The 13,955-nt window shown below is 53.4% G+C and carries 11 protein-coding genes and 1 riboswitch; of the genes, 2 read left to right on the forward strand and 9 right to left on the reverse strand.

The genetic code is table 11. The annotated features are described in order from the left end of the window. Positions 1-229: 229 nt before the first annotated feature. Both KQX66_RS34110 and KQX66_RS34115 read right to left on the reverse strand, forming a co-directional pair. Positions 230-373: a hypothetical protein gene (locus tag KQX66_RS34110; protein ID WP_216798006.1), complete on the reverse strand. Its 144-nt coding sequence runs from the start codon at positions 371-373 to the stop codon at positions 230-232. 64 nt (positions 374-437) lie between these two features. Next, positions 438-1,091 carry a 3D domain-containing protein gene (locus KQX66_RS34115; RefSeq protein WP_216798007.1) on the reverse strand — a complete coding sequence of 218 codons (654 nt, stop codon included), beginning with the start codon at positions 1,089-1,091 and terminating at the stop codon, positions 438-440. A 174-nt stretch (positions 1,092-1,265) separates the two neighbouring features. Between KQX66_RS34115 and KQX66_RS34120 the strand changes: the two genes are divergently transcribed. After that, complete coding sequence (locus tag KQX66_RS34120) at positions 1,266-2,417, forward strand: acyltransferase family protein (protein WP_216798008.1); 1,152 nt, start codon at positions 1,266-1,268, stop codon at positions 2,415-2,417. Between the two features lie 84 nt (positions 2,418-2,501). Here the strand turns inward: KQX66_RS34120 and thrS are convergent, their stop codons facing one another. After that, positions 2,502-4,439: a threonine--tRNA ligase gene (gene thrS, locus KQX66_RS34125; RefSeq protein ID WP_216798009.1), complete on the reverse strand. Its 1,938-nt coding sequence runs from the start codon at positions 4,437-4,439 to the stop codon at positions 2,502-2,504. Between the two features lie 332 nt (positions 4,440-4,771). Further along, positions 4,772-5,704, reverse strand: a complete 933-nt coding sequence (ytxC, locus tag KQX66_RS34130; protein WP_216798010.1) for a putative sporulation protein YtxC — start codon at positions 5,702-5,704, stop codon at positions 4,772-4,774. 212 nt (positions 5,705-5,916) lie between these two features. Between ytxC and KQX66_RS34135 the strand changes: the two genes are divergently transcribed. Next, on the forward strand, positions 5,917-7,443 hold the full coding sequence (locus KQX66_RS34135) for a L,D-transpeptidase family protein (RefSeq protein ID WP_216798011.1): 1,527 nt from the start codon (positions 5,917-5,919) through the stop codon (positions 7,441-7,443). A 65-nt stretch (positions 7,444-7,508) separates the two neighbouring features. Here KQX66_RS34135 and mqnC read toward each other — a convergent pair whose 3' ends face one another. From mqnC to metA, 5 genes are all read right to left on the reverse strand, one after another. Beyond that, on the reverse strand, positions 7,509-8,648 hold the full coding sequence (gene mqnC / locus KQX66_RS34140) for a cyclic dehypoxanthinyl futalosine synthase (RefSeq protein WP_216798012.1): 1,140 nt from the start codon (positions 8,646-8,648) through the stop codon (positions 7,509-7,511). A gap of 133 nt (positions 8,649-8,781) precedes the next feature. Further along, positions 8,782-10,155, reverse strand: a complete 1,374-nt coding sequence (locus tag KQX66_RS34145; protein ID WP_216798013.1) for an EAL domain-containing protein — start codon at positions 10,153-10,155, stop codon at positions 8,782-8,784. A 128-nt stretch (positions 10,156-10,283) separates the two neighbouring features. After that, the gene (locus KQX66_RS34150) at positions 10,284-11,474 is read right to left on the reverse strand and encodes a trans-sulfuration enzyme family protein (RefSeq protein WP_216798014.1); all 1,191 of its coding nucleotides are present in this window, start codon (positions 11,472-11,474) and stop codon (positions 10,284-10,286) included. Continuing rightward, positions 11,467-12,666, reverse strand: a complete 1,200-nt coding sequence (locus KQX66_RS34155; RefSeq protein WP_216798015.1) for an aminotransferase class I/II-fold pyridoxal phosphate-dependent enzyme — start codon at positions 12,664-12,666, stop codon at positions 11,467-11,469. The genes KQX66_RS34150 and KQX66_RS34155 overlap by 8 nt, the downstream gene beginning before the upstream one ends. Continuing rightward, positions 12,663-13,589: a homoserine O-acetyltransferase MetA gene (gene metA / locus KQX66_RS34160; protein ID WP_216798016.1), complete on the reverse strand. Its 927-nt coding sequence runs from the start codon at positions 13,587-13,589 to the stop codon at positions 12,663-12,665. The genes KQX66_RS34155 and metA overlap by 4 nt, the downstream gene beginning before the upstream one ends. Before the next feature lie 120 nt (positions 13,590-13,709). After that, positions 13,710-13,859: riboswitch (SAM riboswitch) on the reverse strand. Positions 13,860-13,955: the final 96 nt, after the last annotated feature.

Raw genomic sequence — 13,955 nt, forward strand, 5'->3', positions numbered from 1 at the left:
TGCCCTTGGCTAACAGTTCCTACTGCCAAGCCTGTAGCGGACTTTCACCGCCTAGTTATCGCCCATGCCGGGCGCACACAAAATAAGCCTCCGACGCCGACAAACGGCGTACAGACGCTTTATACGGTCCATGATCATTCTGATGTTAGATATAATCACATTGACAGCAAGCGAAAAAGAGGAAGCCTCGATTCACTCGGGCCTCCTCCTTGGATCTGCTTATATTTCCTTATTGTCTTGCCGATTCGCTGGCGCTCTCGCTCGGGTTGTTTTGAGCCGGCTGCTTCACGTTATTAGCTACAACCTCTTCGGAAAATTCCGTATCGGTCTTCAGGTTTTTATTTAATAAATTTTGATTTTTATTTTTAGCCATCGCTATCACCTCCCCTGATACCCTTTATTATGGATTTCAAGGAGGGACGTTATGCTTTGAAAATTTAAAACAGCAGCTCGTTTTTCAGTTGTTTCCAGAGCGCTTCGTTAATTTTTCCGTCGCCCTTTTTCACCACGAAGACATTCAACGTTTTTTTGCCCCACTCTTTGTAGACCTGATCCTTCGTCTCGAAATATAAGTCGATCCGGTTGCCCTTGATGGCACTCCCCGTATCCGCGACAATTCCGTAGCCGTAGCCGGGAATATACAGCACCGTTCCGATCGGAAACACCTTCGGATCCGCGGCGATCGTGGAGAACGCTTCGACGTCCCGGGTAACCTTCATGCCGGAAAACGTGACTCCATATTCGGGATGTCCGGGGTTTTTGCCAGTCGACTCCCGTCCGGCATAGTATCCGGTTGCCGTCACCTCGACGGCTTTATAGTTGGATAAATCTTGTCCCTTGTGAGGGAACAGCTTGTAATTCATCGTTCGGCGGCTGCTTGCTGCGGATACGGGCTGAGAGTCGGGCTGCTTAACCTCCGGCTTGCCTGCACCGGGCGAATGCAAGGATACGGGTAAAGCAGCGATCTCCAGTTCATTGTTCAACGCAATAGACCGCTTGTAATCCTGTTGTTTTTCAAACCATATCAAGAAGGACAGCATCAGCACGATGAACAAGATCCATTTGGCATGGCTTGCAGTTTTTGGTAGCATAAGCTTGGTTTAAACCTCCCCTTATTAGAAGAGGCTCTCCAACATTCGCAAGATCTATACACGGTCATATGCCGTCGCAAGCCGCACGGATTATAAAATTTTGTTTAAATATTGGCGGCCGGCCGATACGTTATGTATTATTTTCATAAAAGGAGGGATCGCAATATGAGAAGTATGCGGTTCAAACAATTAGATTCGTTAAGAGGTTTGGCAGCGCTTACAGTTTTATTTCATCATCTTTTATTGGCCATGCCGCAAAAGAATGCATTTACCACAATTCTTGAAGTTACGCCTGCCAGATTGTTTGTGAACGGGCATGGAGCTGTTATTTTATTTTTTCTGCTTAGCGGATTCGTATTGTCGCTACCGATTTTTAATGGAAATTCACCCCATTATTTTTCATTCCTTATTAAAAGATTGTTCCGAATTTATGTCCCTTATTTAATTACGATTTGTATCACGATTTATGTTGCCATCTTTTTATATCAAGGTATTTTGCCTGAATTCAATTCCTTTATCAACCAATCGTGGAAGAACGCTTCCGATCCCTCGTTAATCATGGAGCACCTTTTATTCATCGGCAACCCTCATACGATATCTTACAATCCCGTGATTTGGACGCTCATTCACGAGCTGCGCATCTCAATTCTTTTTCCGTTCATCGTGCTCCTGGTCAAAAACCTCAACCCCCTCGTCTCTCTGAGCGTTTGCTTTCTCCTTACTTTCATTGCCGGATTGGACGGTATGTTGTTTAAGCTTCCGAGTAATGGATACCATTCAAGCTACTTCGATTCCTTGCATTATTTATCCATCTTCATCATCGGTTCGTTAATTGCCAAGCATAGAAAGCAGCTGATGGATCTATACCGTCATTCAAAAGCTTCCTTGAAATGGACCGTGCTGGTCGCCGGATTGCTCTTTTATAATTATTCCGAAGTGCTGAATAAAGATTTCTTCAAAAGGCTCTTCGATACGCCCTATAATTTCTATTTATCCGAGTACGGCATTGCCGCGGGCGCAGCGGTGTTCATTGTTACTTCTCTCGCTTCCTCCAGGCTCTCCAACGGGTTAACTCTTCCCGGTTTCGTCTTCTTGGGCAAAATATCGTACAGCTTATATTTAACTCATCTGGTGGTCATGTTAGCGCTTGCTCACGCTTTGCACGGGCGATTGTCCAATTCCATGATCCTATTCCTATCCTTTATAGGAGCGTTCATTGTAGCGGCAGTTTGCTGGTTTTTGATCGAGCGGCCTTCCATGCAGTTGGGAAAATATTTAACGCGGAACAAGCAAGCCGCAACCAATCGACCTACAAGCCCGCTTTGACAACAACTTCCCCTGGTCAAAGAAAAGAGCCTGCACCTTCAACAAAGGAGCAGGCTCTTCAGCCAAATCATATCATATAGCAGCTTACGCTTGCTTGGTCCGAATGTCTTCCCGGATCATCTCGATGACGCTATCTACACTGTGCGCGCCGAGGTCGCCTTGACCGCGTTTGCGGACGGAAGCGCCGGATGCTTGCACTTCGTTTTCGCCAACAACGAGCATGTACGGAATTTTCTCAAGCTGCGCTTCGCGAATTTTGTATCCGAGCTTCTCGTTGCGCAGGTCGGCTTCGACCCGGATACCGGCGTTTTGCAGCTTCGCTTCGACTTCCTTGGCGTACTCGTCGAAATTGCCGGATACCGGAAGCACCTTCGCCTGTACCGGACAGAGCCATGTCGGAAGCGCACCGGCGAAGTTCTCAAGCAGGAATGCGGTCATCCGTTCCATGGTCGAAATAATGCCGCGGTGAATGACGACCGGGCGGTGCTTCTGGCCGTCGGCTCCGACGTACTCCAATTGGAAGCGCTCCGGCAGCAGGAAGTCGAGCTGCGCGGTCGACAGCGTCTCTTCTTTCTTGAGCGCGGTCTTGATCTGCACGTCCAGCTTCGGACCGTAGAAGGCCGCCTCGCCTTCCGCCTCGAAGAACGGCAGCTCAAGCTCCTCGACCACCTCGCGAAGCATCCGCTGCGACATTTCCCACATTTCGTCGTTTTGGAAATATTTCTCCGTATCCTTCGGATCGCGATACGACAGACGGAAGCGGTATTCCTTGATGCCGAAGTCCTCGTAGACTTGACGGATCAGGTTAACGACGCGGGCAAACTCTTCCTTGATTTGATCCGGGCGGCAGAAAATATGCGCGTCATTGAGCGTCATCGCCCGGACGCGGTGCAGGCCAGTCAACGCTCCGGACATTTCGTAGCGGTGCATCGTGCCGAGCTCGGCGATCCGCACCGGCAGGTCGCGGTAGCTGCGCATGTCGCTCTTGTACACCATCATATGGTGCGGACAGTTCATCGGGCGCAGCACGAGCTCTTCATTATCCAATTCCATCTTCGGGAACATGTCTTCCTGATAATGCTCCCAATGGCCGCTCGTTTTGTACAATTCCACGTTGGCAAGCACCGGCGTATACACGTGCTGGTAGCCGAGACGCTCCTCCAGATCGACGATATAACGCTCCAGGGTGCGGCGTACTTTGGCGCCGTGCGGCAGCCAGATCGGAAGTCCTTGACCAACTTCGCTGGAGAAGGTGAACATTTTCAGCTCTTTGCCGAGCTTGCGATGATCGCGTTTTTTCGCTTCTTCCAGCAGGTGCAAATGCTCGTCCAGCTCCGATTTTTTCGGGAACGCCGTGCCGTAGATGCGCTGCAGCATTTTGTTTTTCGAATCGCCGCGCCAGTAAGCGCCCGCTACACTGAGCAGCTTGAACGCTTTGATCCGTCCGGTGGACGGCAGGTGCGGCCCGCGGCACAGGTCGAAAAATTCGCCTTGATCATAAATCGTAATGACCGAATCTTCCGGAAGGTCCCGGATCAGCTCCAGCTTGAGCGGGTCCTCCAGCTCGCCGAAAATGCTCAGCGCTTCCTCGCGGCTGACTACCCGGCGACGGATCGGCAAGTTTTCCTGAACGATGCGTTCCATTTCTTTCTCGATTTTGCTGAGATCTTCCGGAGTAATCGACGTTTCCATATCGATATCGTAGTAGAACCCGTCTTCGATCACCGGTCCGATGCCGAGTTTAACGCTTTTATTGCCGTACAGCCGTTTAATCGCCTGCGCCATCAAATGCGCCGTGCTGTGACGATAAACTTCGAGGCCTTCTTCGCTATCCAGCGTAACGATTTGCAGCGCGGCGTCTTCTTCCAGCGGCGTGCTCAAATCGACGAGTTTTCCGTTGAGTTTGCCTACGACGGCATTTTTTTTCAGTCCCGAGCTGATCGAGCCTGCGATCTCTTCCACCGTTGTTCCCTGCGGATATTCCTTTACCGCTCCGTCTGGAAAAGTTACTTTTACAGCCATGTCCACTACCTCCAATAATTGTAGAGAATACAAAAAGCGTATCATCCCGAAAGGGACGAGTACGCTTAGCTCGTGGTTCCACCCTAATTCAATCCGCAAGCTCTTCATTCCAATGAAAGGCCAACCTGCGAATCCTCAATTCATTCGGTAACGGGAATGATCCGGCGATTTATACTGCGTGTCTCCGCCCGCTGATCAAATCAGGTTAGAGCGACGTTTTCCAAATCACGGCTACAAAGGGGTAACCGATTGATGTTCGCTGAAGGGGATTGCAGCCGGGTGTCCCCTCTCTCTGGACAGCACTTCAACCGATCATGTCTTCGATCTTTGCCTTATCCCTTATTATATTCAGCCGCTGTCGAGCGGTCAAGGTTTTGGCATAGCCGGCAGTAGCCGCACAGCTCCACGCGGTTTTCGAAAATTTGCCGGATCGTCTTGATCACCTGCAAATCCGGCTCGCGGGTGTGAATATAAATTTGCTGTGGAGATACCGTAATCAGCGTGCTGACAATCATATCCTCAAAATTCATATCTTTCTCCAGCGTTTCTACCGTCACGATGGCATCCGCATCGTTCGTTTCGATCTTCTCCAGATGCTCGCCAAGCAGCATAAACTCATTGCCGCCTTTGTGAATAAGGTGAACGAACGGAATTTTCGCTTCCTGAATATAGACGAAATATTGCAGCAGGGAAATGAATTCGCGATACTGCCGGTCCATGACGAATTCGTCGACGGCATATTCGACAACTTCGCGGAGCTCGTTCAAGTAATCCGGCGCCCGGAAGCGCAGAAAGCCGTCCAAATTCAGCTCCGTATGCTCTTCGATGTATTCGGTAAGCAGGGCGGTCAGCTTGTTTTTCCGCCGCAGGTATGCTTCATTCTTGTCCGATTTGACCGCCGCCGAATCGTCCCGCTCTCCCAGCATTTGGCTGCAATAGCCCAGAATGCTGTCCGTCTCCTCGTCCTGCTTGTAATGAAACTCATGACGGATCATGTGACGCAGCAGACGCTGCTCTTCTTCCGCCAATAAATAGTCCGCCACGGCGCCGGCTGCCGCCTCATATAGCGCGTAACCGTCGGCCTGCAGCTGAAAAGCCGGCATAACCGCGCTCACTTCGACTCGCTGCAGACCGTTCCGCCGGTCCAGAACGATCCGGATCTTGTTCTCCTTATGTAGCCGTTCGCCGAAAAGCTCGACAAGCTGCAACAGCCGATCAGCCTGAGCTTCGGAGCGTTTCACCATTACGATCGTCAACAGCTTCATCCAGGGTCACACTCTCCTTTCGGGCCTTACGATTCCTTTAAAGTATATGGCTGGACCTTCGCAGATATACAAAGTACAGACACCCGCGATGTAGCAATAACTGTGAGGAGAATTTATCCGAAGTCTCCCTTTCGAGATACCAATTGTATTGTTTGACGCACTTATGATACAATATGTATCAATGACAAAATTACGATCCTGGGAGGTTTGCTATGCAGCATCTTCGCCAAAGGTTCAAATCGCCGGCTGCGGACAAGCTCGTTCGTCTGCACAAAAATATTTACCTTAACCGCAGCGACCCCAAGTACCACGAAAAGGTGATCACGTATCTCGATCCGCACTCTCCCGAAGCGCATTACAAGCTGGGACAATATTTCGAGAACAACGGCAATATCGGCAAAGCGCTGAAGCATTACAAAGAGGCGATGAGTACGTATCCTTCGCCATATTATTTTCCCGCTTCCGGCTCGATTCGGCGGCTGACGAAGGAGAAAGCTCCCGCTATCCCCGGACCTCAAGCTGCTTCAGACCCAATTGCGTCGCGCACCAAAAGAAAAGGCGCTGCCGCTGGCCTAAAAATGCTGCTGTTGGTGCTCCTGTTCATCAACGTGCTGCTGCTGGCCCTGCTGTACGGACCGACCGCCGTTTCGAAGGTCGTGTCGGCGTTTATGCCTTGGAGCGTCGGGAAAGAAGTCACGTATGAAAGCATCGAAACCGCTTACGTCTTGCATTTTCCTTACGGAGAGCCGCAGAAGGCTGTAGAGGAGGCGCTTCATAAGAAAGCGCTGCAGCTTGCAAACGATCATCCGCAGCAAACGATCGTCCTGTACGGCGTCGCCTCCGGCGTTCGAACCGCCGATAACCAAGCGGTGCCGCTGAGCAACGAGCAGCTTAAGACCAAGGCGTTTGTCGTGGCGGAATACAATCCGGCTGTCGATACTTCGGTGAAAATCCGGTTCCTGCACCCGGAATTTCAAAAGCTCCGGACGACGGCCGGGGCCCAATTGATCCGGACGGCGCTTGAAGCTTACGCTGCGGATCACGGATCGGTCCCCTCCTCTATCGAGCAGCTCTTTCAGCCTTATCCCAATAATTACGCCAGCTATATGCCTATAGAAACGATTAGCGGTTCGGCTCATGTCCGAACCGTTTTTGATGGGAGCGGCGGATGGGTATACGACGCTCAAGCCCATGACCCCGCGCGCAGGTTTTATCCGAATGTCGCGTGGGAGGGTGCATCCGGAACGGCAGCCGCCTCCACAAGCCTTCCTTTCGCACCAGTTACGGTCACGATCGACCAAAGCGCTCACTCGCTCCGTTTGAACGCCGGATCGGTGGTGCTCGCGGAGCTGCCGGTCGGATTGGGCGCCGACGGCCGAACTCCCGACGGCGCCTTGACCGTCCTGGAGCGGGTGCGCGAGCCGCAAGGGAGCCGCCCGGGGGTATACGGTACCGCAGCTCTGGGGATGGGCGAGATCGCCGTCCACGGCACGGCCGACGCAGCATCGATCGGCGCAAACCGGTCGCTTGGCTGCATCCGCCTGACCAACGAGGCGATGTCCGCCCTGTACCCGCTTGTGCCGCGGGGCGCGCGGGTCGTCATTAGCAGTGGCGGGATGGGGGGAAGCGGAAGCGCCCCGATTCTGGTCCAGCCGGAGCTGCTGCTTCCGGGCAAGGACGGCTTGGACCGGGAGGCCGAGGAAACGGCCAAGCACCGTGTCTTTCAATGGCTAGGCTAAGCGCAAAAAAGACGCTTGTCTTCGAGCCCGAGGCGGTTCGAAGAACAAGCGTCTTTAATTTTGTGCTAATTTTGCATAATGAAGTCTTTGTGTACCTGAACCGATTCGTCATCGAAGCGGCGCAAAATTTCATAGCGCGTATTGCGCTGAGCAGGAATTTTGCCTGCTTCCCGGATAAGCTCCAGCGTCGATCCGATGTTCACCTTGTGCGTCGTTCCTGCCGCGGATACGACGTTTTCTTCGATCATCGTCGAGCCGAAATCGTTGCAGCCGTAGTGCAGCGACAGCTTGCCGACCTCCGGTCCCATCGTTACCCAGGACGACTGGAAGTTCTTGATGTTATCGAGCATGATGCGGCTGATCGCAACGTTTTTCAGGTAATCTTGCGGCCCCAGCTTCTCCGCCTTCAGATTCGTGTTGTCCGGTTGGAACGTCCAAGAAATGAAGGCCAGGAAGCCCGGCGTATTGTAGCCGTTCGCGATGCATTCATCCTGCGCGTCGCGGATGCGAAGCAGATGCAGCGCGCGTTCCTCCATCGTCTCGCCGAAGCCGATCACCATCGTCCCGGTCGTGTGCATACCGACTTTGTGGGCCGTTTGCATGACATCCATCCAGTCGCGCCACGAGCCTTTCAGACGGCTGATTTTGCGTCGGGTACGGTCGTCGAGAATTTCCGCGCCGCCTCCGGGCAGCGAATCCAGTCCGGCTTCGTGAATGGCCCGGATCACTTCCTCCAGAGAAAGGCCGTTCGATACTTCTTTCATTTTCATTATCTCGGCCGGGGAGAACGAGTGCATCGTAATGTTCGGGAACCGCTGCTTGATTTCCTTCAGCAGATCGGTGTAATAGCTGAAAGGCAGGTTCGGGTTCGTGCCTCCCTGCATCAAAATTTCGGTTCCTTCGACATCGATCGTTTCCTGGATCTTTTGAAAAATAACCTCGTTCGGCAGCACATAGCCTTCTGCCGAGCCCGGTGCGCGGTAGAAGGCGCAAAAACGGCAGTACACATCGCAAATGTTCGTATAATTGACATTCCGGCCGATCACGAAGGTCGTCACCGGCTCCGGATGATGCCGCAGCATAATTTGGTTGGCCACATGGCCCATTTTTTCAATTTCGTCCGATTCGTAGAGCGCCATACAGTCTTCCAGACTGATCCGGTTGCCGGCCAGCGCGCTATCCAATATCCGGTCGATGGAACTCATCGCTTTCATCTCCTTTATGCTTTCATCCTACCATAAAATACTCCGCTCCTGCCATACTAAAAGACCGCCATTTTCCGAGGAGCGGAAAGCGGCGGACGTTTTTGTGACCAATTTGTGATCTCGGCACAAAGCCTCAAGCAGGATGCATATGCCGGTGCCCTACGATTTTTTCTTTGACCAATTGGAGCTGCTGTACCCGTTCCTGGTCGGTCACCAGCGGCTGCGGACGGGCAAAATAAAAACCTTGCACCATATGCACCTGCATCTCGCAAAGCATGCTGAGCTCTTCCGGCCGTTCGACGCCTTCGGCGATCACTTGACAGTTCATGTTGTCGGCGAAGTGCAGCAGCGCCTTCAGCAGCGATTGCTTGACCGACATCCGGTCGATTTCGGCAATGACCGATCTGTCGATTTTGATGATGTCAGGCACCAGCTCGGAGATTGATTGCAGGCTTGAATAGCCGGCCCCTGCATCGTCCACGGCAAAGCGGAACCCATGCGTGCGGCAAGCGTTCATGACGGCCCCTATGTATTGAAAATCCCGAATCGCGTGGCGTTCCGTAATTTCCAGAACGACCTGCGAGGCCGAAATGGCCGGAAATTGCTTTAACGTTTCCAGCAGCTGATGGAGGAACAGCGGATGTCCGAGCGAAACGGGCGTCACGTTAATGAACACCTGCTCTTGAATCGCCCGCGACGATATTTCCATGAACGCCTTCTTGATGACCAGAAATTCGAAGCTCGATAAAAGATCGGCTTGGTAAGCCATATCGAACAGCTCGGCAGGCGTGTGGAACGGCGAATTTTGCGGACCGCGGGTCAAAATTTCCCAGCCGTACAATTCGCCACTGGCCAAATTGAGAATCGGTTGGGCGAGAACGAAAATGTTCTCCTGCTTCAAAATGTCCAGCAGATGCTCCCGGGTCGGGCAAAAATGCGGCGGCAGCTTCCGCGTCGCAATGCAGCGGGCATAATGATAGGCCGCTTGAATACCGGCAGACGTGTTCTCGAGGTCCGGACCGATGATATAGCACCCGCTTTGCAGCGATACGGGAGCTTGTGCGTCGGTGTCAGCATGCATACGTAACCTGCGGGAAACTTCTTTTTGCAGCTCCTGCGCCTTGCGCTGCAGCTCGTCGAACCCGCAAACGGCTTGTTCTTTAACGAAAATACCGTAATCGTCGAGCGCAAACTGCCGGACCCCGATCACGTCCTTGTCCCGGAAGCAGGAAGGCAGCAGCTCCAGGATGGTCTGCCGGATACGACCCTGCAAAGCGCAAAGCCTCGCTTCGGAATAAGTGGAAAACATATGATGAAAATCTTCCAAGTACAGCAAAATAAGCCCGCACGATTTTCCTTGGCTCCGGTACCGTTTGACCAGCGAGAGCACTGGATTGCGAAACGTAAAATCCGGGGGAAAAAAGCGGAGCGCCCTGCTCGGATAAGGCAGTCGGAGTAGCATCCGGATTCGTTCTTTCCACTCACCTGAAGCAAATGAAAACGTCATAAACTTCCCCCTCACCGGCAGCTACAGCTTGTCCCTACTATCATATCACGAGTTCGTTATAGTGAATAGGGAGATATTCCTTTTTTTCACAGAAAAGCCGATGATCCCCTGAATCATCGGCTTTTTCTTCATTGATCCGCTAACGCTTGCTCCAGGTCTTCGATAATATCGGCGATATCCTCCAAGCCGACGGAATACCGGACGAGCCCGTCGGTAATTCCGCGCTCCAGCCGGACCTCGCGCGGCATCGCCGCATGCGACATCATCGCCGGGTAGGACAGAATGCTCTCGACCGCCCCCAAGCTGACGGCGACGAGCGGGATGCGCACCTTGGACAGCAGACGCTTGGTCCGTTCGCCGGAGCCCGTGTCGAACGAGACGACGGCGCCATAGCCGAGCGACTGCTTCTCGTGAATGTCCCGGCGAGGATGATTCGGCAGCCCCGGATAATAGACGGCTTCGATCGATGGATGAGCCGCCAGCCAGGCCGCCAGCTGCCGGGCGCTCTGCTCGTGCGCTTCCATCCGGGCCTTCAAGGTTTTCATCCCGCGCATGAGGAGCCACGAGTCCTGCACGCCGAGAATGGTGCCGAGCCCGTTCTGAATTTGCTTCAGCCGGCGGCCCAGACTTTCGTTCGCGGCAACGGCCAACCCTGCGGTTACATCGCTATGGCCGCCAAGGAACTTCGTTGCGCTGTGCAGCACGATATCGATGCCGTATTCGATCGGGCGCTGATGGTAAGGCGTCATGAACGTATTGTCCAGCATGGTCAGCAGGCCATGTTCTTTCGCCCAGCCTGCGATTTCGGCGATATCGGTAATTTTGAGCGTCGGGTTCGACGGTGTTTCGAGGAACACCGCTTTCGTATTCGGCTTAAGCGCCGCTTTCACCCGCTCCAGATCCGTCATGTCGACGAACGTCGTCTCGATGTTCATCCGAGGCAGGATGGTCGTCAGCAGCCGGTACGTGCCCCCGTACACATCCTCCGTGCAGATCACATGATCCCCTGCCGACAGCAGCATGAACGCGCCGGAAATCGCCGCCATGCCCGAAGCGAACGCGAAGCCGCGCTTACCTCCCTCGAGCAGCGCAATGTAATCCTCCAGCGCCTGCCGGGTCGGGTTGCCCGATCGGGAGTAATCGTACTCCTGCGGCTCGTCGAGCGAAAATTGATGGAACGTCGAAGCCTGGTAGATCGGGACGCTGGAAGCGCCGGTCGTCCGGTCAATTTCGCTTCCGAAATGAATCAGCTTCGTGGCGAAAGCGCGGTCTTTATGATGATCGTTCGGATGCGTCCCTTGCGTCGTCTTATCAGCCATGAGCCGGTACTCCTCCTTCAATCTCCTGCTGCGCCAAATCGATGGCGCGGGACAAATCCGCAATCAGGTCATCCGCATGCTCGATACCGACGGAATAGCGCAGCAGTTTATCGTCCACGCCGACTCTTCGGCGAATGTCTTCCGGAATATCGGCATGGGTCTGAACCGCCGGATACGTCATTAGCGACTCAACGCCGCCCAAGCTTTCCGCGAACGCAATCAGTTTCACGTGACGCAACATTGGTTCGATATAGCGGGCGTCTTTCATTTTAAAGGAAAAAATCCCCGTATTGCCGGACGATTGCTTCTTCTGAATGTCATGGCCCGGGTGGCTTTCGAGCGCCGGATAATAGACCGTTTCCACCTGCGGATGGGATTGCAAAAACGTCGCAATGCGGGTGGCGTTGTACTCGTGGCGCTCCATGCGGATCGCCAAGGTTTTCATGCCGCGCATGAGCAGCCAGCTGTCCTGCGGGCCTAAAACCGCGCCGATTGAATTGTGAAGAAACGCCATTTCCTCGGACAGCTCCTTGCCTTTCGTCACGATTAGCCCCGCAAGCACGTCGTTATGCCCGCCGAGGTACTTGGACGCGCTGTGGATCACAATATCGGCTCCAAGCTCGATCGGACGCTGGAAGAACGGGGTAAGCAGCGTGTTGTCGACGATGGAAAGAATGCCTTTTTTCTTCGCCCAGCCGCACACCAGCGCCAAATCCGTGACCATCATGAGCGGATTAGTCGGCGTTTCGATCAGAACCGCTTTCGTGCCCGGCTGGAAGTTCGCTTCCAAAGCGTCGAGATCGTTCGTATCCACATACGTTGCGGTGACGCCGAAGCGGGACATGATGCGCTCCAGCATCCGGTACGTCCCGCCGTACAGATCGAGGGAGACCAGCAAATGATCGCCTTGGCTGAACAGCGCAAAGATCGTCTGGAGCGCCGCCATGCCGGAGCTGCAGGCAAAGCCCGCGTCCCCGGATTCCAGCTCGGCGATCGCATCTTCCAATATTTTGCGCGTCGGGCTTTTCGTGCGCGCGTAGTCGAATCCCGTGCTCTGCCCGAGCTTCGGATGACGGAACGCCGTCGCTTGATAGACCGGGAAGCTGACCGCCCCCGTCACCGGTTCCTCCTGGGAGCCGATCTGCGCGAGCCGGCTCTCGATTTTCAACTCTGGCTTGGAACAGTTGCTCATATCATATAATCCCCCTTATACAAATCGTACGGCGTCTCTTGGTACACATAATAGTTGAGCCAGTTGGAGAACAGCAGGTTCGCGTGGGCCCGCCAGGTGTTGAGCGGCGGCCGGGTCGGATCATTGTTTGGATAGTAATTTTTCGGAATCGCAATCTCCATTCCTTTGTTCACGTCGCGGTCGTACTCGTATTTGAGCGTACACGCGTCGTATTCCGAATGGCCGGTAATAAAAATTTGCTTCCCGTCCTTCGTCGCGGCGATGTAGACGCCCGCTTCCTCCGATTCCGACAAAATGTCGAGCTGCTCAACCCGGGCAACATCCTCCCGGCGGACGTCGGTATGACGGGACTGGGGAACGAGAAACAGCTCGTCGAACCCGCGCAGCAGCTTCACGTTCGCCGTGGTGATCGTGTGCGGAAACACGCCGAATATTTTTTCCTCAAGCGGGTACTTGGGTACGCCGAAATGGTAGTAGAGACCGGCCTGAGCCGCCCAACAAATATGCAGCGTCGACGTGACGTGGGTTTTGCTCCACTCCATAATCTGCGTCAATTCTTCCCAATAATTCACCTCTTCGAATTCGAGCTGCTCGACCGGCGCGCCTGTAATGATCATGCCGTCGAAGCGTTCGTGCTTGATGTCTTCGAACGTTTTGTAGAACTGCTCCAGGTGCTCCAGCGATGTGTTTTTGGACGTGTGCGTTTTCGGGTGCAGCAGAATGAATTCAACCTGTAACGGAGTGTTGCCGATCAGCCGCAGCAATTGGGTCTCCGTCGTTTCTTTCGTCGGCATCAGGTTTAAGATTACGATCCGCAGCGGGCGAATATCTTGACGAAACGCTACGCTCTCGTCCATGACGAAAATATTCTCGTTGACAAGCACTTCCTTGGCCGGCAGATGATCTGGTACTTTGATGGGCATCGGGCTCACTCCTTCGGGTCATTGGATTCGTCGTTCCCTGCACTCCTGCGACTGAAAAAGGCATAAGAAAAAGCCTTTCTCTATCGCACGAGAAAGGCCTTTGTATAGTTACATCGTCCTCTCTCATCTGTCAGAAGCCGCCTGGCTTCCGCAAGAATTAGCACCGTGCATTCCTTTGCCATGCTGAAAAGCATCACGTGTTGTTTACGCAAAGGTCTGTCGGTTGCCGGGTATCATCGGGCTAGTCCCTCCACCTGCTCTTGATAAGAGTGTGAAACCGAATCTATTCAGTTGTTTTCGATAATACTAATGTAATCGAAATCACAGCAAGCGTCAAGCGGAACCTTTCCCATGAAATGATGCCAT

Source organism: Paenibacillus oleatilyticus (assembly GCF_018998565.1).
Classification (GTDB): Bacteria; Bacillota; Bacilli; order Paenibacillales; family NBRC-103111; genus Paenibacillus_G; species Paenibacillus_G oleatilyticus.